This is a genomic window from Actinoallomurus sp. CA-150999 (assembly GCF_050942425.1).
GTDB lineage: Bacteria > Actinomycetota > Actinomycetes > Streptosporangiales > Streptosporangiaceae > Actinoallomurus.
Window position 1 is genome coordinate 1826448 of the sequence record NZ_CP192063.1, and the last position, 20409, is coordinate 1846856.

The 20409-nt window shown below is 71.7% G+C and carries 20 protein-coding genes; 8 read left to right on the forward strand and 12 right to left on the reverse strand.

Annotated elements, in window-relative coordinates:
* Nucleotides 1-87: 87 nt before the first annotated feature.
* Complete coding sequence (locus ACQP2O_RS08670) at nt 88-705, reverse strand: LysE family translocator (protein ID WP_433181575.1); 618 nt, start codon at nt 703-705, stop codon at nt 88-90.
* A gap of 236 nt (nt 706-941) precedes the next feature.
* On the reverse strand, nt 942-1460 hold the full coding sequence (locus ACQP2O_RS08675) for an Lrp/AsnC family transcriptional regulator (RefSeq protein ID WP_433181578.1): 519 nt from the start codon (nt 1458-1460) through the stop codon (nt 942-944).
* Between the two features lie 152 nt (nt 1461-1612).
* Between ACQP2O_RS08675 and ACQP2O_RS08680 the strand changes: the two genes are divergently transcribed.
* Both ACQP2O_RS08680 and ACQP2O_RS08685 read left to right on the forward strand, forming a co-directional pair.
* A complete protein-coding gene (locus ACQP2O_RS08680) occupies nt 1613-2305 on the forward strand; it encodes an MBL fold metallo-hydrolase (RefSeq protein ID WP_433181581.1) in 693 nt (230 codons plus the stop codon).
* Between the two features lie 4 nt (nt 2306-2309).
* On the forward strand, nt 2310-3191 hold the full coding sequence (locus tag ACQP2O_RS08685) for a RecB family exonuclease (RefSeq protein WP_433181583.1): 882 nt from the start codon (nt 2310-2312) through the stop codon (nt 3189-3191).
* Between the two features lie 210 nt (nt 3192-3401).
* Here the strand turns inward: ACQP2O_RS08685 and ACQP2O_RS08690 are convergent, their stop codons facing one another.
* The gene (locus tag ACQP2O_RS08690) at nt 3402-4301 is read right to left on the reverse strand and encodes an oxygenase MpaB family protein (RefSeq protein WP_433181586.1); all 900 of its coding nucleotides are present in this window, start codon (nt 4299-4301) and stop codon (nt 3402-3404) included.
* Between the two features lie 185 nt (nt 4302-4486).
* Nucleotides 4487-5356, reverse strand: coding sequence for an alpha/beta fold hydrolase (locus ACQP2O_RS08695; RefSeq protein WP_433181589.1), 870 nt, complete (start codon nt 5354-5356; stop codon nt 4487-4489).
* Nucleotides 5357-5447: 91 nt separating this feature from the next.
* On the opposite strand from ACQP2O_RS08695, the gene ACQP2O_RS08700 reads away from it, so the two are divergent.
* Nucleotides 5448-6173 carry a glycerophosphodiester phosphodiesterase gene (locus tag ACQP2O_RS08700; protein WP_433181591.1) on the forward strand — a complete coding sequence of 242 codons (726 nt, stop codon included), beginning with the start codon at nt 5448-5450 and terminating at the stop codon, nt 6171-6173.
* Nucleotides 6174-6249: 76 nt separating this feature from the next.
* Nucleotides 6250-8250 carry a protein kinase domain-containing protein gene (locus ACQP2O_RS08705; RefSeq protein ID WP_433181594.1) on the forward strand — a complete coding sequence of 667 codons (2001 nt, stop codon included), beginning with the start codon at nt 6250-6252 and terminating at the stop codon, nt 8248-8250.
* Nucleotides 8251-8392: 142 nt separating this feature from the next.
* Here ACQP2O_RS08705 and ACQP2O_RS08710 read toward each other — a convergent pair whose 3' ends face one another.
* On the reverse strand, nt 8393-10189 hold the full coding sequence (locus ACQP2O_RS08710; RefSeq protein ID WP_433181596.1) for a DEAD/DEAH box helicase: 1797 nt from the start codon (nt 10187-10189) through the stop codon (nt 8393-8395).
* A 407-nt stretch (nt 10190-10596) separates the two neighbouring features.
* On the opposite strand from ACQP2O_RS08710, the gene ACQP2O_RS08715 reads away from it, so the two are divergent.
* The 3 genes from ACQP2O_RS08715 to ACQP2O_RS08725 all read left to right on the forward strand — a co-directional run bounded on the left by ACQP2O_RS08715 (nt 10597) and on the right by ACQP2O_RS08725 (nt 13789).
* A complete protein-coding gene (locus ACQP2O_RS08715) occupies nt 10597-11241 on the forward strand; it encodes a ferritin-like fold-containing protein (RefSeq protein WP_433181598.1) in 645 nt (214 codons plus the stop codon).
* Between the two features lie 276 nt (nt 11242-11517).
* A complete protein-coding gene (locus tag ACQP2O_RS08720) occupies nt 11518-13374 on the forward strand; it encodes a serine/threonine-protein kinase (RefSeq protein ID WP_433181600.1) in 1857 nt (618 codons plus the stop codon).
* Nucleotides 13375-13612: 238 nt separating this feature from the next.
* On the forward strand, nt 13613-13789 hold the full coding sequence (locus tag ACQP2O_RS08725; RefSeq protein ID WP_433181602.1) for a hypothetical protein: 177 nt from the start codon (nt 13613-13615) through the stop codon (nt 13787-13789).
* A 46-nt stretch (nt 13790-13835) separates the two neighbouring features.
* On the opposite strand, the gene ACQP2O_RS08730 is transcribed toward ACQP2O_RS08725, so the two are convergent.
* The 7 genes from ACQP2O_RS08730 to ligD (ACQP2O_RS08760) all read right to left on the reverse strand — a co-directional run bounded on the left by ACQP2O_RS08730 (nt 13836) and on the right by ligD (ACQP2O_RS08760) (nt 19090).
* Nucleotides 13836-14012: a hypothetical protein gene (locus ACQP2O_RS08730; protein ID WP_433181604.1), complete on the reverse strand. Its 177-nt coding sequence runs from the start codon at nt 14010-14012 to the stop codon at nt 13836-13838.
* Nucleotides 14013-14212: 200 nt separating this feature from the next.
* Entirely contained in the window at nt 14213-14440 is a 228-nt protein-coding gene (locus ACQP2O_RS08735; protein WP_360881007.1) for a DUF3107 domain-containing protein, read from the reverse strand.
* Between the two features lie 121 nt (nt 14441-14561).
* Nucleotides 14562-15182 (reverse strand): TetR/AcrR family transcriptional regulator, encoded by a 621-nt coding sequence (locus ACQP2O_RS08740; protein WP_360881009.1) that lies wholly within the window; start codon nt 15180-15182, stop codon nt 14562-14564.
* A gap of 239 nt (nt 15183-15421) precedes the next feature.
* Nucleotides 15422-15601 carry a hypothetical protein gene (locus tag ACQP2O_RS08745; protein ID WP_433181607.1) on the reverse strand — a complete coding sequence of 60 codons (180 nt, stop codon included), beginning with the start codon at nt 15599-15601 and terminating at the stop codon, nt 15422-15424.
* Nucleotides 15602-15621: 20 nt separating this feature from the next.
* Entirely contained in the window at nt 15622-16965 is a 1344-nt protein-coding gene (locus ACQP2O_RS08750; protein ID WP_433181608.1) for a dihydrolipoyl dehydrogenase family protein, read from the reverse strand.
* Between the two features lie 149 nt (nt 16966-17114).
* Nucleotides 17115-18011: a non-homologous end-joining DNA ligase gene (gene ligD / locus ACQP2O_RS08755; RefSeq protein ID WP_433181610.1), complete on the reverse strand. Its 897-nt coding sequence runs from the start codon at nt 18009-18011 to the stop codon at nt 17115-17117.
* Between the two features lie 113 nt (nt 18012-18124).
* Nucleotides 18125-19090, reverse strand: coding sequence for a non-homologous end-joining DNA ligase (ligD, locus tag ACQP2O_RS08760; protein WP_433181612.1), 966 nt, complete (start codon nt 19088-19090; stop codon nt 18125-18127).
* Between the two features lie 254 nt (nt 19091-19344).
* Between ligD (ACQP2O_RS08760) and ACQP2O_RS08765 the strand changes: the two genes are divergently transcribed.
* A complete protein-coding gene (locus ACQP2O_RS08765; RefSeq protein WP_433181614.1) occupies nt 19345-20295 on the forward strand; it encodes a Ku protein in 951 nt (316 codons plus the stop codon).
* Nucleotides 20296-20409 lie beyond the last annotated feature (114 nt).

Sequence of the window (20409 nt, forward strand, 5' to 3'; positions counted from 1 at the left end):
CGGGGCGACAACCGCTAGCGGGGCGAGAACTGCTCGCGAGGCGGCGGCCGCTTACGAGGTGGCGGGCGCTTACGAGGCGGCGGGCGCTTACGAGGCGGCGGCGCGGGCGAGCATCAGCGCCGCGAGGACGGCGAACAGCGCCGCGGACAGGCCGGTGAACGCGCCCTGCCCGCGGTGGCCGAGACGCCGGCCCGACCGCGCCACCACCAGCGCGACGACCGCCTCCAGGCCGGAGGCGACCACGAACCAGGTGACGGTGAAGACCACCAGGCCGGACGGGTCGGCGAGGTGCTGGGCGCGAAGCATCGCCGGCGTGCCGGTGGCGAGCCAGAACGTCCACGTCAACGGGTTGGCCAGGTTCGCCGCGACGCCCTTCCAGAACGCCCACCCCTCGCCTTCCGGCACCGTCTCCTTCCGCCACAGGCGGACGGCGTCCCGTCCGGCGCGGCCGGCGAGCCAGAGGAAGAACGCCGCGCCGACGAGCGCGACCCACAGCGTGGCCTGGGCGACGGCGGCGATCACCCACGCGAACGCCAGCGCCGGCAGCAGGAGGACGACGTCGGCGACCGCGGAGCCGAGGATGACGCGGAACGCCGGGCCGAAGCCGCGCGTGGCGGCCTCGTTCAGGATCGTGACGAAGATCGGCCCGACGGACAGCGCCGCGCCGGCGCCGAGCAGCACCCCGAGCCAGATGACCTCGCCCATCAGCGCTCCTTCGCCGCGTCGGTGACGAGCGGGTTCCCGAGCCAGATGACCTCGCCCATCAGCGCTCCTTCGCCGCGTCGGTGACGAGCGGGTTCCCGAGCCAGATGACCTCGCCCATCAGCGCTCCTTCGCCGCGTCGGTGACGAGCGGGTTCCCGAGCCGGACGACCTCGCCCATCAGCGCTCCTTCGCCGGGTTGGTGCCGAGCAGGGTTCCCGGGCCGGACGATCTCGCCCATCAGTGGTCCTCCGTCGCGTCGGCCGTCCGGCCGGAGTCCCGGGCCTCGGCGACCGGGCCGAGCACGGCGGTCGCCGTCACGTCCTTCACGGTCTCCAGCGCGATGGACGACACGGTCCGCGTGACGCCCGGGATGCCGCGCAGGTCCGCCAGCAGGCGACGCAGGGTCTGCGGTGACGCCGTCCGCACCTTCAGGATGTAGCTGTCCTCGCCGTCCACGTCGTGGCACTCCAGCACCTGCGGATCGGCCCCGACGATCGACTCGAACGGCTGCTGCTCGTCCGCGGACGCCTTGAGGCTCACCCGGACGATGGCGACGAGCCCCTGGTCGAGGGCCGTCGGGGCGATGAGGGCGGTGTAGCCCTGGATGATCCCCTCCCGCTCCATGCGCTTGATCCGCGCGTACACCGACGGCCCGGTCAGGCCGACGGTCTTGCCGATGGCGGCGTGCGTGGCCCGCCCGTCGGCCTGCAGCCGCCGCAGGATCGCCAGATCCGTCTCGTCGACCGAATCGTTCACAGATCAACTCCTTCGCGAATGTTCAATAGAGTCCGCAGCATAGATCGGCAATGTTTCATTGGCGTTTCGCGGTGTATCGCCGACGGCTCTATGCGGAGCCCGGATCGGCCGCGTGCCGCACACCAGGCCCGGGAAGTCGGTAAGGTTTCGGTGTGGACGCGCGTATCGACAAAGTGGTGACGTCGGGCAAGGTCACCGTTGACGACAACGAGTACGACGTCGAGAGCAACACCTACATCGTCGGAGACGACGACGAGGTGATTGTGATCGACCCCGCCAACGACGCCGAGGCGATCCTTAAGGAGATCGGCGAGCGGGAGGTGATGGCCGTCATCTGCACCGACGGCCGCGATCATCACCTGGGCGCCGTGCTCGAGATCGCCGAGGCCGACGAGGAGGAGGCGGCGCCGATCGGCGTGCACTCGCGGGACCGCCTCCTGTGGCGTCAGTACTTCCGGGCCCTCGCCAAGAAGGAGGAGGACTCGGAGTTCAAGGACCTCCAGCCCGACATCGACATCGAGGACGGCGGCATCTTCGAGATCGCCGGCGCCCAGCTCGAGGTGATGCACACGCCCGGGCACACCCCCGGCAGCATCTGCCTCTACAGCGAGCAGCTCGGCGTGCTGTTCTCCGGCGACACCCTGCACAAGGGCCGCCCGGGTCGGGTCGGCGAGGAGTACCACGACCTCCAGGAGCAGCTCAACTCCATCGGGTCGCTGCTCGGGCCGCTGCCCAAGGACACGCGGGTGCTGCCCGGCCAGGGCGACGAGACGACCGTCGGCGACGAGGACTCCCAGTGGGAGAGCTGGTTCGCGCTCGCGCAGGAGCCGAGCTCCGAGGACTGACGCCATGGCGGCCGAGCAGCTCGGTTTCGAGGGGATGCCGAGACGGCTCTACCCCTGCACGCCCTCCCGCCTGAACACCTGGCTCGACTGTCCGCGCCGCTATCGGATGACCTATCTCGACCGGCCCAAGCCGGAGAAGGGTCCGCCGTGGGCGCACAACAGCGTCGGCGCCAGCGTCCACAATGCCCTCGCCGGCTGGTGGCGGCTACCGCTCGACGAGCGTACGACCGAGGCCGCCGGCCGGCTGCTCGACCGGGCCTGGCTGAGTGACGGCTTCCGGGACGACGCCCAGGCCGCCGAATGGCGGCATCGCGCCCGGGAGATGGTGCTCCGCTACGCCGCCGGGCTCGACCCGGCGGACGAGCCCGTCGGCGTCGAGCGCACGGTCTCGATGAAGACGCACGTGATCACCGTTCAGGGGCGGATCGACCGCCTCGACCGGCGCGGCGACGAACTCGTGGTCGTCGACTACAAGACCGGTCGCCGGCCGCTGACCGCCGACGACGCCCGCACGTCCCTGGCGCTCGCGCTGTACGCCGCCTCGGCGCGCCGCATGATGCGGACCCCGTGCCGCCTCGTCGAGCTCCATCACCTGCCGACCGGCGAGGTCGCGGTCTGGGAGCACACCGACGACTCCCTCGACCGCCACCTTCGGCGCGCCGAGCAGATCGCCGAGGAGTGCGGCGAGGCGGACGAGTGGTTCCGCGCCACCACGCGGCCGGCGGACGTCGCGATCCCGCCGGAGCGTCGCCACGAACGGTTCGACGAGAGGTTCCCGCCCCAGCCGGGACCGCTGTGCGCTTGGTGCGACTTCGCGCGCCACTGCCCGGAGGGCCGGGCCGCCGCCCCCACCCGCGACCCCTGGTCCGCGCTCGCGTCCGACTGACCTGCGAGAGGCATTACTCCTCAGCGGGTTCATGCGGACCGTGAAAGTACGTGCGGCCATTGATCCGGACGGGGAGGCGCACCGCGTGCGGGCTCGTTGAGGTCCACGGCGTCCCGGTCCACTTCGAGCTCACCGGAGGACGCCTGGCGCAGTGCTTCGTACACGTCGAACGACCTCGGTGGCAGCCCTGGAGCGTACGTGAGACGCGCCCTAGGCGGCGGCGGGGTTGGGCCAGCGGCGGGGGTCGCGGAGGCCCTGCAGGCCCTTGCCGAGGTCGTAGCCCTCGGCGGCGAGGCGCTGCCGGGCGGCCTCGAGCATGTCCTTCGTCGCCTGCTGGAACGACAGGTCGTGGACCTTCTCCGGGAGGGTGTTCATGGCCAGCCGGAACGATCGCAGCGCCGCCGTCACCGCCGGCTGCGGGATCTCCGGCAGGACGCCGTACATCCGCCGGGCCCAGGCGGGCAGCGAGTAGTAGCACAGGGCGCCGAACGGGACGTACATCGGCTTGCCGGCCGACAGCCACCGCATCTCCTCGGGCAGCTTCGGCCACAGCAGGAAGCGTACGGTCGAGCGGGCCTCCGGGGTGACCTTCAGCCGCGGGCGCATCTCCGCGAAGAAGGCCTCCAGCTCCGCGAGACTGCCCGGCACGTCCTCCTCGTGCAGGCCGACGTAGGCGGCGCTGCGGCGCTGTTCGGCGAGGTAGCGGTCGGCCTGCCGGTCGGTGAGCCGCAACCCGGCGCGGCGCGCGACCTCGAGGTAGGAGGAGACCTCCGCACAGTGCACCCACAGGAGCAGCTCCGGGTCGTCGACGCGGTGGAGCCGCCCGGTGTCGGGGTCCTTGATCCGCAGTGAGCGGTGGATGTCCCTGACCCGGCGGCCGAGACGGTCGGCCTCTTCGCGCGTGCCCCACGTGACGACGCCGACGAAGTCGGCCGTGCGCTGGAGCCGGCCGATCGGGTCCTCCTGGAAGTTGGAGTTCTGCCATACCCCGCGCATGGCGATGGGGTGCAGGGCCTGCAACATCAGGCCGCGCACACCGCCGATCCACATCGACCGGTCGATGTGCACCTGCCAGGTGACGCTCTGCGGGGGCTGAACCGTCGCTGCCATGGGGTCAGCGTAAGCGATCAGTTACATGAGACGCCAGGTGTTTCTTGTCTCAAAGACGTGTGATCTTCGCCGAGGGCGCGGAGACGCGATCGTGTTCCCGGCCTCACCGACGCCGCAGGCGGCGCGGGGAGCGCGGCCCCGGCGCGCCCGTCTCGTACCGGCCGATCAGCGGGTACGCGGCACCGTCAGGCGCGCTCGGCCTCGTTCCAGAAGGCGGTCAGCGCGCTCGCCGCGGTCTCCGGGGCCTCGACGGCGGGTGAATGGGCGGCCCCCGGGATCACGACCTTCCGGGCGCCCAGGCGCTCGGCCATCGCGGCCTGTTCGCGCGGATCCCACCCGTCGTCGTCCTCGCCGTACAGCACGAGAACCGGCAGGTCGGCGTCGTCGGCGACCTTGGTGAGGTCGTCCACCCGGTCGGGGCAGGACAGGACCTCCTGGGCCATCGTCATCAGGCCCGCGGGGGAGTTCATGAACATCCGCCGGCGCAGGAACGCGACGATCTCGGGAGGGACCCCCTTGGCGATCACGTCCGGTTCCATGCGGGTCGACCAGATGTGTTCGAGGCCGACCTTGGGCAGCGCCGCGAGCAGCACCCGGCCCTCGACCTCCCGTGAGCCGCCGATCGCGGCCGGTCCGGAGCTCATCAGCGTGTACGAGGCCAGCATCGCCGGATCGGCGATCACCGCCTCGCGCGTCACCAGCCCGCCGAACGAGTGCCCGACGAGGTGGACCTGGTCATCGAAGTACTCGAGGACGGCGACGATGTCGGCGCCGAGCGCGGCGCAGCTGTAGGCCGACGGATCGTCCGGTCCCGGAGTCTCGTGCTGGCCGCGCATGTCGAGCGCGACGACGCGGCGCCCGGCGCCCGCCAGGGTCTGCAACACCGCGATGAAGTCCTCTTTACTTCCGGTGAACCCGGGGACGAGCAGTGCCGGAGACCGCTCGCAGACACCAGAGCCCGGAAGTGCCTCGAGAACGGCGAATGTGCCGCGCGACGTGTGGATCTCCGTGCGACGGACGCCGGGAGGCAGGGTAAGGAACCGGGGCGTACTCACTGGCAGGAGCTTACTTGCCCATGGGGCTATCGACACCATCATAGCGATTTGGGTGGTACTTCGCTGGGTGTCGCAAAGGTACTCTCGTGGCATGACGGCTGCCGTCTCCGCCCACAAGGGCGGATCCGAGGTCGCCCGGGCCGCCACCTGGGAAGCGTATGAGAGCGCCCTCACCACCGGGGCGGAGTACGTCGAGTTCGACATCCGGCGTACGCGTGACGGCGAGTTCGTCGTCTTTCACGATCGGCGGGTCGCGAATCACCCCGTGGGCGGGCTGACCTATGACGAGCTGTGCGCCGTCGCCGGTCACCGCGTCCCCCGGGTCCGCGACGTGATGGCCCTGATCGCGGGCCGCGCGAAAGGCCATCTCGACCTCAAGGAGGTCGGCGACGAGGACGAGATCATCACGCTCGCCCTCGACCTCCTCGGTCCGGACGGTTTCGTCGCCACCACGCTCGAGGACTCCTCGATCGCCCGGATCAAGCGGGAGTTCCCCAACGTCACCGCCGCCCTCTCGCTCGGCCGCAGCCTCCGTGAGGTCTCCTGGCTCTCGAAGGCGCCGACGCGGATCCAGGAGCTGTACCCGCTGCGCCGCATGCGCGAGTGCGGCGCCGACTGGCTCGCGGTGCACCGCCGGCTCGCCCGCGCGACCGTCCTGCGCATGTGCGGCCGGCTCGGCGTCCCGGCCATGGTGTGGACGGTCAACGACGAGCCGCGCATGCGCAGCTTCCTCCGCGACGAGCGGGTGACGGTCCTCATCACCGACCGCCCGCGTCACGCTCTGCGCCTGCGCCAGGCGGGCGCCAACCCGGCCTGATCCGGGGGCCGACGGCCGGTATCTCCACTAACCTGCGTGATCATCGGGTTTCGGGGATACGGAGGGCCGGAAGATCATGCCGCTCGACGACCGGGTCGGCTCTCTGCGGGCGGGTGACCCGGCCGAGCTGGGCCCGTACCGCCTCCTCGGGGTGATCGGCCGCGGCGGAATGGGCACGGTGTACCTCGCCGAGTCGGCCTCCGCCGAGCGGGTGGCCGTCAAGGTGATCAATGGCGACTTCGCGGACGAGCCCTCCTTCCGCGACCGGTTCCGCCGTGAGGTCGCGGCGGCCCGTCGAGTCCGCAGGTTCTGCACCGCGCCCGTGCTCGACGCCCAGGTCGACGGCGATCCGCTCTACATCGTCACCGAGTACGTGGCAGGGCCCGACCTCGCGAAGTTCGTCCGGGAATCCGGCCCGATGAACGGCTCGAGCCTCGACCACCTCGCGGTCGGGGTGGCGACCGCCCTCGGCGCCATCCACGGGGCGGGGATCGTGCACCGCGACCTGAAACCCGCCAACGTGCTGCTGTCCCCGATGGGGCCCCGGGTGATCGACTTCGGCATCGCCCGCGCCCTCGACAGCCTGACCGAGGCCACCGGCACCGGCGAGATCATCGGTACCCCGGCGTACATGGCGCCCGAGGTCATCCAGGGCGAGCGGGCGACGATGGCGTCCGACGTGTTCGCCTGGGGCGCCGTCGTCGCCTTCGCCGGTACGGGCGCCGCGCCCTTCCCCGGCGCGATCCTGCCCGCGGTGCTCTACCGGATCACGCACGGAGCGCCGCTGCTCGACGGCCTGGACGACGCGATACGGCCGCTGGTGGAAGAGGCACTGAACAAGGACCCGGCCCGCCGCCCGACCGCGCAGGAACTCCTCACCGGACTCGTCGGCCCCGCACGGCCCCCGACCGCGCCGCCGCGAACCGACTCGAGCGCCCGCGACACGCCGGGCGATCCCGGGGGCCTCGAGCCCGCCGGTGCTGCGGATGGGGCCCGCCTGTCCCCGGACGGTCCAGGAGGCCCGGAGACCGCCGGTCCCGCGGACGCGGCCCTCCCGTCCCCAGGCGATTCGGGGAGCTCGGAGAGCGTCGGCTCGGGGGATGTGACGCGCCGGTCCCCGGGTGGTCCGGTGGGCTCGGAGGCCGCAGGTTCGGCGGATGCGACGCCTCCGTCCCCCGGTCTTTCCGGAAGTCCGGAGAGCGCCGACCCGGGGGATGCGACGCGCCCGTCCCCTGATGGCCCCGGGAGCTTGGAGACCTCGGCTTCCGCCAGGACTCCCCGTGCGTCGGCCGTGGCGATCGGAGCGGCGGGTACCGGACCGGCGCCGGAAGCGGCCGTACGGGGCTGGTCGCGGTCGCGGCGCCTCGCCTGGATCGGTGGGACCGGTGCGGTGGTCGCCGCCACGGTCGGGTCCATCGCGCTCTGGCCTTCCGATGGCCGGTCCCAGGGAGGGCGGACGAGCCTCGCCGCCGTCTACACCAGCGAGTTCGCGCCGAACGCGCGGACCTGGGACGTCGACAAGGACACCTCCTACGTCGGCGGCCGCTATCGCATGAGGGCCGAGGGCAGGATCGGCAACGATTCCAAGCCGGCGCCGTACCCGTCCAAGAACCTGCCGGCTCGCATGGAGGCGGACGTCGATGCGAAGGTGGTCTCCGGACCGGGTGACGGCATGCTGGGCCTATGGTGCCGGGGGCCGGACTACCGGATCCTCGACGGTTACGTGTTCCTCGTCCGGCGTGACGGTCACGGCGCGTTCATTCGCAAGGTGACCGCCGGGGGCTCTCAGACGCTCGCGCAGGTGCCGCTGGCCACGGGCTACGACACGAAGGACGACGCGGATGAGCGACCGCCGGCGGCGAACCGTTTCGGGGTCCAGTGTGAGTCCGACGGGGCGAAGGTCCGTCTTCGGCTGTCGCTGAACGGAATGTTCACCGTTGAGGCCACGGACACCCATGACCCGTTGGCGCTCGGGCAGACGGGACTGGTGGTGATGCGGGGCAGCGGAGCCCACGGAGGCCGGATGATCGTGGACTTCGACGACTACGAGATCTATCGGATCAGCGGCCCACGCTGAGGCACGTCACCGGCCCGGCCTCCCTCGAAGGGGACGCGTCACCCGATCGGTCCGGTCACCGGACGCGCGCCGCCCGGCCGCCTCGGTCGAGGGCACGAATAAGGGGCGTGACCGATGACCACGCCCCTCTTCAACCGCGCGCTCAGCCCGTCCGGGCGCGCCGCTTCTTCCGGGCCGCCGGGCGGACCGGCTCGGCGAACTCCGGCAGGTCGTCAGCGTCCGCGAGCGCCGGCGGTGCCAGGAACTGCACCATCGGGATGCCCGCCGGGCTGATCAGCACCGGGGCCGCCACCGGCTCGGCCCGCTGCGCGGGCGCCTCGGCGACCGCTGGTACCGGGTCCGGCTCGAACGGAGACACCGGGCTCGCCGGGGTTTCGGGAACATCGGCGGTCTCGTGGTCCACGGCCGGTGCGACGGGCGCCTCCGAGGCGCGCCGGCGAGTGCGGCGCGGGGCCGTGACGGCCTCGGCCGGCTCCGGCGAGACCTCGACCACGGGCGCTGCCACCTCGACCGCAGGCGCCGTCACCTCGACCGTGGGCGTCGCCGCCTCGACCGCAGGCGCCGTCACCTCGACCGTGGGCGTCGCCGCCTCGGCCACCGGTGCCGTCACCTCGGCCGGGTGCGTGGCCGGGTCCGGCTGGCGGCGGGTGTGCCGCCGTGCCGTCTGGGCGGCCGTGGCCGCATCGGCCTCGTGCGGCGTCGGTCGGCCGCCGCGGGTGCGCTGGCGGGAACGGGTGCGCTCCCGGGTGGCACGACGCGGCTCTTCTTCCTGCCGTTGGTGCGACCGGGAACGACCGGTCTCGCCGATGTCCTCGACCTCCTCGGCCTCCAGCCCCGCACGCTCCCGCTGCGCCTTCGGCAGGATGCCGGTGACGTCGGACGGGATGTCGAGCACCTCGTACAGGTGCTCGGAGGTGGAGTAGGTCTCGGCCGGCTCCGCGAAGTCCAGGTCGAGCGCGGTGTTGATCAGCTTCCACCGCTGCAGGTCCGCCCAGTCGACGAGCGTCACCGCGATGCCCTCTTTGCCCGCCCGGCCCGTACGGCCGATGCGGTGGACGTAGGTCTCCGCGGCGTCCGGGCACTCGTAGTTGACGACGTGGGTCACGTCGTCGACGTCGAGGCCGCGGGCCGCCACGTCGGTGGCGACGAGCACGTCGATCTTGCCGGCGCGGAAGGCGCGCAGGGCGCGCTCACGCTGGCCCTGGCCGAGGTCGCCGTGCACGGCGGCGGCGGCGAACCCCCGCCGGGTGAGGTCCTCGGCGACCCGGTCGCAGGCGCGCTTGGTCTGGCAGAACACCATGGTCAGGCCGCGCCCGCGGGCCTGCAGGACCCGGGAGAGCAACTCGGGCTTGTCCATCTGGTGCGCCTGGAAGACGTGCTGCACGACCTGCGGCGTGGTCTCGGACTCCTCGTGCGACTCGGCCCGCACGTTGGTGGGCCGGGTGAGGTACTTCCGCGACAGCGCGACGATCTCGCCGGGCATGGTGGCCGAGAACAGCATCGTCTGGCGACGCTCGGGCACCTTGGCGACGAGACGCTCGATGTCGGGCAGGAAGCCGAGGTCGAGCATGCGGTCGGCCTCGTCGAGGACGAGCACCGAGACCTGGGACAGGTCGAGGTACTTCTGCTTGACCAGGTCGAGCAGCCGGCCCGGCGTGCCGACGACCGCCTCGACGCCGTTCTTGAGGGCGTCGATCTGCGGCTCGTACGCGCGGCCGCCGTACACCGACAGCACGCGGCTGCCGAGCTTGCCGCCGGCGACGATCAGGTCGTCGGTGACCTGGATGGCCAGCTCGCGCGTCGGCACGATGACCAGGGCCTGCGGCTTCTTCCCGCCGTGCTCGATACGCTGCAGCAGCGGGATGCCGAAGGCCAGGGTCTTGCCGGTGCCGGTGCGCGCCTGGCCGATGATGTCGTGCCCGCCGAGGCCGATGGGCACGGCGAGTGACTGGATCGGGAACGGTTCGACAATGCCCTCTGTTTCGAGGGCGTCTGCTATTTCGGGGACAACCCCGAGATCACGAAAGGTCGTCAGGGCCTTCAGCCTCCCAGTGTGCGGGGTCCGCTCAACGCCGCGGGCGCACCGTTACGGTGGCGCGGCGAGCCATCTCGCGGTCGCGATTCATGCGCCGTCTCCGGCAGGGCTCTCGGGCACCCGCCGGTCGTCGCATTCGTTCGCGCCTTCGCGCGGGAGGGACCAGCCGTCAAATTCTTCCTCAGGAGTGACCGGGTATGGGGTCGCGCTCTGCAGCGACCGGTCACAGTTCGCCACGCAGTGTAGCTGGCGGGGGCCGAATTCAAAAGCCCCGCTGTAGTCGTCAACGCCGCCGCGTACGATTTCATTTCATGGTTTCGGCCGGAGCGACGCCTCGATCCCGGTCGGTCGAGCTGTACGGCCTGCTGGCGTGCGTGCGGTTGACCGCGTTCGAACAGCGCGCGGCGGACGCGGGGCGGGCGGTGTCGTACGAGGACACGGTGGTCCTCGCCGGCCTGGCGACCGGCGCGTTCGCGCAGTTCGAACTCCTGCGGGACCGGCTCATCGAGGCGGGTGCGGATCCGTACGAGGCCATGCGCCCGTTCCAGGAGGCGATCACCGCGTTCCACGAGCGCACGCGTCCGGCCGACGCGATGGAGGCGCTGACCAAGGTGTACGTCGCCGACTCCATCGTGGCCGACCTCTACCGCGAGGCGGTCGAGAAGGCCGACTTCGCGACGCGGACGGTGGTCCATGAGACGTTGGCCGATTCCGGCCATGCCGAGCTCCTGCGAGAACGCCTGCGCGCCGCCGCGGAGAACGATCCGCGGCTGGCGTCCCGGCTGGGGTTGTGGGCCCGGAGGCTCGTGGGCGAGACGCTCAGCCAGGCCCACGCGCTCGCGGAGGGGCACCCCGCGGTGGGCGCGCTCTTCGGCGAGGAGGACGTCGCGACGATGTTCGGCCGGATCGTCGACCGGCATCAGGCCCGGATGCGGGCGATCAACCTGCGGGGCTGACGGCCGATCCGCGGAGCCGTTCGGCCTCCCGGCTCCCGGGATCACCGGCGGACGGGCGGGCCGCGTCCGCCGAGCCGGCGGCCTCCGATTCGGTCACTGTGCGTGACCGGGGATGCCCGCTCGCGGGACGGGTTCCGGCACCACGCGCCGCCCTGTGGATCGGCCGATGGAGCCGACCGCGTGGCGTTGCTTCCAGTCACGCTGTGTCTCCAGTACCTTCCCTCCGGGCATAGGAGGACGAATTTGGGCGACTGGGCGCTTCCCGGCTATACGGAAGTGCGTGAGCTTGGGGAAGGCGGCTTCGGCCGTGTGGTGCTCGCGCGACACGAGGACTCCGGGACGCACGTCGCGGTGAAGTACCTGACGGCGAACCTCCTCTCCGATCAGCGATTCCTCACCGGCTTCCGGGCCGAGGCACAGATACTCCGGCATCTGGACAGCCCGTACGTCGCGCGCCTGTACGACTTCGTCGAGTCCCCGCAGGGCGCGGCGATCGTGATGGAGGCGGTCGCCGGGATCTCGCTGCGGGCGCTCCTCAAGGAACACGGCCCGTTCGAGCCTGAGGCGGCCCTGACGGTGCTCAAAGGCTCCCTCCTCGGGCTGAGCACCGCCCACGAGCGAGGCGTCGTCCACCGCGACTACAAGCCCCCGAACGTCCTCGTACGCGACGACGGCCAGAGCAAGCTGATCGACTTCGGGATCGCCCTGCGTACCGGGGAGGTCGGCGACATCCTCGGCACGCCGCCGTACATGGCGCCCGAGCAGTGGCAGGGCGCGCCCGCGACCCCCGCCACCGACGTGTACGCCGCGACGTGCGTCTTCTTCGAGTGCGTCACCGGCCATACCCCGTTCCGCGGCGACAGCACACAGGCGTACCGCGCCCAGCACACCAACACCCAGGTGCCCCTGAGCGACCTTCCGGAGGCCGTACGCGGGCTGGTCGCCCAGGGCATGGCCAAGCACCCGGCCGAGCGCCCGGCGGGCGCGGCGGCGCTCGTGACCGAACTGGAGCAGGCGGCCACGACCGCGTACGGGCCGGATTGGGAGTCCAACGGGCGGCGACGCCTGGCAGAGGCGGCCGCCGGGCTGGCGGCGCTCCTTCCCTTCGCGGCGCTGCTCGCGAGCGGCTCGGGAGCACCGGCGATCGGCGGCGCGGCGAGCGGCGCGGGCGCGGGCGGTGCGGCCGGGGCGGGCGGTGCCGGGTCCACGGCCGGTGGGGGAGCGGCGGGCGCCGGAAGCGGCGCGGGTCACGCCACGGGCATCCTGCAGGGGACGGGAAGGGCGCTGCTGTCGGGGACCGGGGCGAAGGTGGGCGTGGCGATCGCCGGGGCCATCGTCGTGGGCTCGGCCGGGACCGCCGCCGTCGTCGTCGCGGGCGGGGGCCACCCGGCGGCGAAACCGACGCGTCCCGCGGCCGTCGTCCAGCCGGTCCGCGTGAACGTCGCGGCCTCCACGACGACCCTCCGCAAGGGCCGCACCATGATCACGCGGTACGTCCAGGTCAGCGGGCTGAAGAACGCCGCCGTCCAGACCAAGGTCAACAAGGCGCTGAGGACGCAGGTCGACCGCACCATGGCCGGTTTCAAGCCGGCGTTCGTCATGCCGACGAGCCAGTCCGACAGCGCCCCGACCGGAACGCTCCAGTCGGCCGCCACGGTGGGCCTGGGCGGTCCGAAGCTGCTGTCGGTGACCTACACCTTCGACGACAGCAGCGGCGCCAACCGCCTGATCCCCGTGAGCTCCCAGTTCACGCTCGTGTTCGACCTGTCGACGGGCCGGCAGCTGGGAACCGCCGACCTGCTGCTCCCCGCCGCGCGGACGAACACCGGCGCACGGGCCCTCGCCCGGATCATCGCCCCGAGCGCGCACGGAGGGGTCTGCCTCCCCGGCACACCCCTCACCGGGCACGCTCTGGGCGTCGCGCTGGAGGTCGCGCCGACGGCGACCGGCATGACGTTCACGATCCGCAACTGGATCGACCTCGGCTGTCCGCACGCCGACGTGGGCCGGGATTTCAACGTGCCGTACGCGCGCCTGGGAGCGTACGTCCGCCCGGAGATCGTGACGGCCGCCAAGGCATCGAAGCCGGGGACAGGGACAGGGACGGCCTCACCCACTCCGACGCACTCCTGAACGCGGGAGACGGCCGCGCCCGCGCCGATGTGCGCGGCGGGGATGGCCGGCGTCGGCGTGCGCGGCGGGGATGGCCGGCGTCGGCGTACGCGGCGGGGATGGCCGGCGTCGGCGTGCGCGGCGGGGATGGCCGGCGTCGGCGTGCGCGGCGGGGATGGCCGGCGTCGGCGTACGCGGCGGGGATGGCCGGCGTCGGCGTGCGCGGCGGGGATGGCCGGCGTCGGCGTGCGCGGCGGGGATGGCCGGCGTCGGCGTACGCGACGGGGTGGCCCGCGCCGACGTACGCGACGGGGTGGCCCGCGCCGACGTACGCGGCGAGGACGGCCCGCGTCGGCGTGCGGGCCAGGACGGCCGTGCCCACGCGCGCCTGGACGTGCGACGAGGCCCCCGCCGGGGGAGCGGGGGCCTCGTCTGAGGATTCGGTCGGCTGCGTTCGCTGAGGTCGGCTCGGACCGGCTCGGTCAGGACACGCCGCGGCGCGATCCCCAGCGGCCGCGGCTGATCAGCGCGACGCCGGCGGCGGCCACCAGGACCGAGATGATGAAGGCGATGATGCTTCCCGCCCCGAGCGCGTTGGCGATGAGGCCGCCGATGAGGGCCCCGGCGATGCCGATCAGGATCGTGAGGGCGATGCCCATGGGGTTCCGGCCTGGTACGACCAGACGCGCGAGAGCCCCGATGATGGCGCCGATAATGATGAACCAGATTATTGTCATCAGCATTTCTCAGACCACCTCCTGCCGGATGGATTCCGGCGCTTCGGATTCGCGCGGTCTGTATGCCCTCGATCGAGGGACTCATTCCAATCTTTGTGGAAAGTCGGAACGAGCCCGTTCGATCAGTATGAACCGAAGCCGACGCTGCGCGTCTCCGACTCGTCGATCTCCACGTAGGCGAGCTTGGCCGCCGGCACGACGACCCGCGCGCCGTTCTTGCTGCGCAGTGTGAAGACGCCGTCGTCCTCGGCGACCGCGTCGTTCACCGCGCGCTCCACCTCATCGGCGGACAGCGAGGTCTCGACGACCAGCTCCTTGGCCACCGACTGCACACCGATTCGCACCTGCACGTTGTTCCCTCCGTCGGGGGGCGGGGCCACGACCGTCCGTGGCGTACGTCTGGACCGATCCGGCCCACCCGCACTATCGCACGGCCGGCGGGGAGCCGACGCCCCCGGCCGGGGGCCTGGCTCAGGTGGTGCGGGGGAAACCGCCGATGCCGCGCCACTGCAGGCGCGCGATGAGGTGCTCGGCCTGCTCCTTGGAGATCGTGCCCTGCACGGACAGCCAGTAGCGCGCGCTGACCTCCGCCATGCCGACGAGGCCCATCCCGAGCAGGTGGGCCTCGTCGCTGGAGACGCCGGTGTCCTCCTGGATGACCTGAGCGATCATCTCGGCGCACTGTTGGTTGGCGCGGTCCACCCGGGCGCGTACGGGGGCGACGTTGCGCAGATCGGACTCGAAGACCAGGCGGTAGGCCTGGCCCTCGCCGGCCACGAAGTCGTAGAAGGCCTCGATGGTCCGCTGGACCCGCAGCTTGTTGTCCGGTGTGGAGGCCAGCGCGTCGCGCAGGCGCTGGACGAGCCCTTCGGCGTGCTCGTCGAGCAACGCGAGGTAGAGCTCGAGCTTGCCTGGGAAGTGCTGGTACAGCACCGGCTTGCTGACGCCTGCCCGTTCGGCGATCTCGTCCATCGCGGCGGCGTGGTAGCCCTGCGCGACGAATACCTCCTGGGCGGCACCCAGGAGCTGCCGGCGGCGGGCCAGCCGCGGGAGCCTCGTGCCCCGGGGGCGGGCGTCCGGGGTTGCGGTCACCTGAGTTCTCCGATCACCTGTCCGGGCGACGCCGTGGCGCCGCGCACGTTGAGGCCTACCATCCTACGACCGGGTAACGTCGGATCGGCGGAAAGCCGTCACCGGGACTTCCACTTCGGCGCCACGGTGCGTCTCCGGGGTGGCGTCACGGTGCGTCTCCGGGGCGGCGCCGCCGCGGATCTCCGCGGTCGCGCCGCCGTGCGTCTTCACACCTGCTCTCCGAGAGGCCGTTCGCGCCGTCACCGGTAGTCGTCCTCGTCGAGTTCGACCTCGAACCCCTGCTCCGCGGCGTCGGCCTCGTCGACCTCGACCGGCAGCGTCGTGGGCCACCGGCGTTCGCCCTCACGCACCGCGACGTGCTGCTCGGCGGCGTCGGCCTCGGCGGCCTCGAGGCTCAGTTCGATCCCGTCTTCGGACATGGTCTTCCCCCCAAGGAAGCTCAGAGCTGCTCGGCCAGCTCGCGTAGGACCGGTTCGATGGCCTCACCGTACGTCGGGAAGGCGTGGACGACATCGGTCAGAATGCTCAGCGGTGTCTCGGCCCGGATGGCCAGCGTGATCTCGCTCATCCACTCCTCGGCATAGAGTCCGACGGCGGCGGCGCCCACGAGGACGCCCCGCGCCCGGTCGGCGTACACCTCCACCCGGCCCCGGTCGTCGTCCTCCACGGCCGCGCGGGCGGTCCCGGCCAGGTCGTACCCCGCCGCGACGAGTTCCAGCCCGGTCGCGGCCAGCGGGGAGACGCCCACGGCGTACACCGACGGCGTCGTGTAGACCGCGCGGGGGATCGCCCGGTAGTCGGCCTCCCGGCGCTTGCCGAGGACGTTCGAGACGAGCACTCCGGACTGGTAGTTGGCGGCGTGCGTGTAGGGCGCGACGCCGGTCACGTCGCCGGCCGCCCAGACGGTCGTGCCGTCGGTGCTCGTCTCCTCGGTGAGGAGGGCCTTGCAGATGGCGTCGACGGCGATGCCGCGCTCCGGGTCGAACCGGACGCCGACCGTCTCCAGGCCCAGGTCGGCGACGCGCGGGCGGCGGCCTGCCGCGATGAGGATGCGGTCGGCGTCGATGTGGTTGCCGTCGGACAGCCGCAGCCGCAGGCCGGTCTCGGTGCGCTCCGCGTGCGTCGCCGCGACGCCGAGGCGCAGGTCGGCCCCCCTCCGGCGGAGCGCGTCGGCGAGCGTCTCGCCCACGAAGGGCGCCTCGGCCGCCAGCAGCCGCTCGGCCTGCTCGACGAGCGTGACCTGCGAGCCGAACGCGGCGTAGATCTGGCTGAGTTCGCAACCGACCGGGCCACCGCCGAGCACCACCAGCCGTCGCGGCAGGTCGGGCCGGGTCAGCGCCTCGTCACTCGTCCACGTGGGCACGTCGTCGATGCCCTCGACCGGGGGCCGCACCGGCTCGCTGCCGGTCGCCACCACGAGGTCGGTGTAGCCGTACTCGGCGCCGTCGACCTCGACCACACCGGGACGCACGACCCTGCCGCGGCCGCGTACGACGGTCACCCCCGCCTCGGCCATCTGCGCGGCGATGGCCGCGTCGTCGAGATGACGGGTCACCTCGTCGCGCCGCGCGACCGCGTGCTCCCAGGTCTCGCCGAGCCGGGCCGAGTGCAGCAGCGTCTTGGAAGGCATGCACGCGAAGTAGGGGCACTCCCCGCCGACCAGGCGGTTCTCCACCAGCGCGACCGACCGGCCCGCCCGAGCCAGCTCGGCGGCGATGTTCTTGCCGGAGCCCCCGCCCAGTACGACGACGTCGTAGCGCCTGTCCTGCGCGTCGTCCGTCACCTGATCATCCTTCCCATTCCACGCGGCATGCGCGTGTCACCTCCACCGGTGCCCACGGCTTTCCGGTGCCGTGGCCACCGCCCCACGATTGTGGACCCACCGACCAATGGTGACGCACCGGGCACCTTCCGTGTACGCATCCCGAAGGTTCACGGCAGCTTTTGACGAAGCGTCAAGAGCGGTTCGAGGAGGTCACCGTGCCGGTCGACGCGCTCGAGCACCTCATCGGGCCCGAATCGCAGCTCCGCGTCGGACTCGACCTCGTCCCACGTCACCGGCGCGGAGACGGAGGGCTCCTCGGCGGCTCGCAAAGAGTACGGCGCGACCGTGGTCTTGTGCCGGTTGTTCTGGCTCCAGTCGACGAAGACCTTGCCGGATCGAAGCCTCTTCTCCATCCGGCTGACGACGAGGCGCGGGTGCTCCTTCTCGAGTCTGCGGGCCGCCTCCTTGGCGTACGCAGAGGTGCGCCCGTCGGAGGTCTCCTCGATCGGCACGTACAGGTGCAGGCCCTTCTTGCCGCTCGTCTTCGGGAACGACCGCAGCCCGTCGGCCTTGAGGAGGTCGCGCAGCAGACAGGCGACCCGGCGCGTCTCGTCCACCGAGGCCGGTGGGCCCGGATCGAGGTCGAAGACCAGCAGGTCCGGCTCGTGCGCGCCGCCGCGCGGGCCGACACGCCACTGCGGGACGTGCAGCTCCAGGGCGGCCAGGTTCGCGCACCAGACCAGGGCGGGAAGGTCGTCGACGACCACGAAGTTCACGGCCTCGCGGCTCCCGCCGGGCGTCGGCAGGCGGACCGTGCGGACCCAGTCGGGGGTGTGCCCGGGCGCGTTCTTCTCGAAGAACGACTCGCCGTCCACACCGTCGGGGTAGCGCAGCCGCGTCGCCGGACGGTCCTTCAGGTGAGGCAGGATGACCGGCCCGATCCGGGCGTAATAGTCGATGACCTCCCCCTTCGCGAAACCGTGCCGGGGGTAGAGGACCTTGTCGAGGTTGGACAGCGTCAGCCGCACGCCGTCGACCTGGACGCTCGTCTTCGTGCCGCTCACCAGCTCTCCTCGGGTTCGCCGAGCCGATGCGACACCACGTTCGTGCGCAGACTCGCTCAGGGCGATCTCCCCGGCGTCGCGGGTTTCAACCGCGCCTCGGCGCGCCTGCCGTGTCAGGGCTCCGGGTGGACCTCTTCGGGGTTCAGGTCGGGGCGCAGCCCGCGCCATGACGCGTGGAGCAGCATTCCGTCCAGGGTCCAGCGAGAGAACTCCACCTCGCCCACGAGCCAGGGCTCCACCCAGTGCGCCCTGCGGGCGTACTCCCGGGGGACCTCCTCGGCGTACGGGCTGGTGGGCCGCTCCAGCGGAGTGAGGATCTTGTGCAGGTCGTCCAGCGCCGCGTCCGTGAAGCCGGTGCCGACGTGCCCGACGAACCGCAGGCCGCCGTCCGCGTACACGCCGAGCAGCAGCGACCCCACGCCGCCCTCCCGGCGGCCCTGGCCCTCCTTCCAGCCGCCGATGACGACGTCCTGGGTGCGGAAATTCTTGATCTTCCGCCAGTAGTCCACCCGGTGGCCCGGGCGGTACGGCGAGTCGAGCCGCTTGGCGATCAGACCTTCCAGGCCTTGTTCCTTCGTGTAGTCGAGGAGTTCCTGGACCTGGTCGACGGCCGAGCCGGGCAGGTACGGCGGGGCCTCGATCGGCCCGGCGGCCAGCTCGAGCTCGTCGAGCAGGGCACGCCGGTCGCGGTACGGCATGTCGTACAGCAGATGACCGTCCAGAAACGTCAGGTCGAAGGCGACGAAGTGCACCGGGACCTGGCGGATCAGCCGGGCGTCCGGACGGTCGACGTGCATCCGGTGCTGCAGCCGCTGGAAGCTCGGCAGGCCGCGTTCGTCGAAGGCGACGACCTCGCCGTCGACGACGGCCGTCTGGTCGGGCAGGAGATCGGCGAGGGCCTGCAGCTCGGGGTAGCGGCCGGTCGCGTCGAGGCCGCGGCGGCCGACGGCGCGCACCCGCCCGCCGGAGACGTACACCATCGCGCGTACACCGTCCCACTTGAGCTCGAGGCCCCAGCGGTCGGCGTCGTCCGGCAGCTCGCCCGGGGACGCGAGCATCGGCTGGACATTGGAGGGCATGGGGTCACCCATACGATCTTTTCTGCCCATCCGGCCCGTCCCTGACGCCACGGGCCGCCCCGGATTCGCCGATCATTCATCGCCCCGGCCGAGACCGGCCGTGTTCCTCCGGAAGGGGCTGTGGTTTCGTGGAAGAGACGCGAGAACAAAGGTTCCACCACGCGGACGGCGCGGAGCCGGACGTAGATTCGGATCGATCGCATTCCGGGGCGTCGGAGCAGGTAGATCGACACGCCGGAGGGTAAGGACACCTCATGCGCAGCATCTGGAAAGGCGCGATCTCGTTCGGGCTGGTCACGATCCCGGTGAAGCTCTATTCCGCGACCGAGCAGCGCGACGTGGCGTTCCATCAGGTCCACCGTGAGGACGCGGGCCGCATCCGGTACAGGCGCGTGTGCACCAAGGACGGCGAAGAGGTGCCGTACTCCGACATCGCCAAAGGGTACGAACTCCCGACCGGGGAGATCGTCGTCCTGACCGACGACGACTTCGCCGAGCTTCCGCTGTCGACCAGCCGCCGCATCGACGTCCTGCAGTTCACGCCGGAGGAGCAGGTCGACCCCATCTACTTCAACAAGACCTACTACCTGGAGCCGGACGCGCAGGGCGTCAAACCGTACGTCCTGCTGCGCGACGCCCTCGAGGACTCCGGCAAGGTCGCCGTGATCAAGGTGGCGCTCCGGCAGCGCGAGTCGCTCGGCACGCTGCGGGTACGGGACGGCGTGTTCGTGCTCGAGACGATGCTGTGGCCGGACGAGATCCGCGAGGCCGACTTCCCCTTCCTCGAAGAGGACGTCGACGTGCGCTCGCAGGAGCTCCAGATGGCCGCGTCGCTGATCGACACCATGACGGGCGACTTCGAGCCGACCGACTACAAGGACCAGTACCGCGAGGCCCTGGAAGCGGTCATCGAGGCGAAGATCCAGGGCAAGGAGGTCGTCGCGCCCGAGGCCGAACAGGAGGTTCCGGCGGCGGCCGACCTGCTCAGCGCGCTGCGGGCCAGTGTGGAGGCGGCGAAGAAGGGCCGCGCCGACAAGGGCGACGGCGAGCCGCGCAAGGCCGCCGCGAAGTCGGGTTCGCGCGGCGGCGAGGACGGAGCTGCCGCGAAGAGCGGACGGGGGGCGGCGAAGACCGGCGCGGCGAAGAAGACCACCGACACCAAGTCCAAGCCCAAGACGAAGACCGGGACCCGCAAGACGGCCTGACCGAGCAAGGGAGGCTGACCGGACAAGGAAGGCTGACCGGACAAGGAAGGTTGACCGAACAGGGGAGGTTGACCGGACAAGCCGGTCCGGACCCGCGCAAGACGGTCCGACCCG

Bases quoted from the DNA above. Each gene is read 5' to 3' on its own strand.
- ACQP2O_RS08670 (WP_433181575.1), bottom strand. From the start codon at position 705: ATGGGCGAGGTCATCTGGCTCGGGGTGCTGCTCGGCGCCGGCGCGGCG.
- ACQP2O_RS08685 (WP_433181583.1), top strand. From the start codon at position 2,310: ATGGCGGCCGAGCAGCTCGGTTTCGAGGGGATGCCGAGACGGCTCTAC.
- ACQP2O_RS08690 (WP_433181586.1), bottom strand. From the start codon at position 4,301: ATGGCAGCGACGGTTCAGCCCCCGCAGAGCGTCACCTGGCAGGTGCAC.
- ACQP2O_RS08700 (WP_433181591.1), top strand. From the start codon at position 5,448: ATGACGGCTGCCGTCTCCGCCCACAAGGGCGGATCCGAGGTCGCCCGG.
- ACQP2O_RS08705 (WP_433181594.1), top strand. From the start codon at position 6,250: ATGCCGCTCGACGACCGGGTCGGCTCTCTGCGGGCGGGTGACCCGGCC.
- ACQP2O_RS08715 (WP_433181598.1), top strand. From the start codon at position 10,597: ATGGTTTCGGCCGGAGCGACGCCTCGATCCCGGTCGGTCGAGCTGTAC.
- ACQP2O_RS08725 (WP_433181602.1), top strand. From the start codon at position 13,613: ATGGCCGGCGTCGGCGTACGCGACGGGGTGGCCCGCGCCGACGTACGC.
- ACQP2O_RS08730 (WP_433181604.1), bottom strand. From the start codon at position 14,012: ATGGGCATCGCCCTCACGATCCTGATCGGCATCGCCGGGGCCCTCATC.
- ACQP2O_RS08745 (WP_433181607.1), bottom strand. From the start codon at position 15,601: ATGTCCGAAGACGGGATCGAACTGAGCCTCGAGGCCGCCGAGGCCGAC.
- ligD (WP_433181612.1), bottom strand. From the start codon at position 19,090: ATGCCCTCCAATGTCCAGCCGATGCTCGCGTCCCCGGGCGAGCTGCCG.
- ACQP2O_RS08765 (WP_433181614.1), top strand. From the start codon at position 19,345: ATGCGCAGCATCTGGAAAGGCGCGATCTCGTTCGGGCTGGTCACGATC.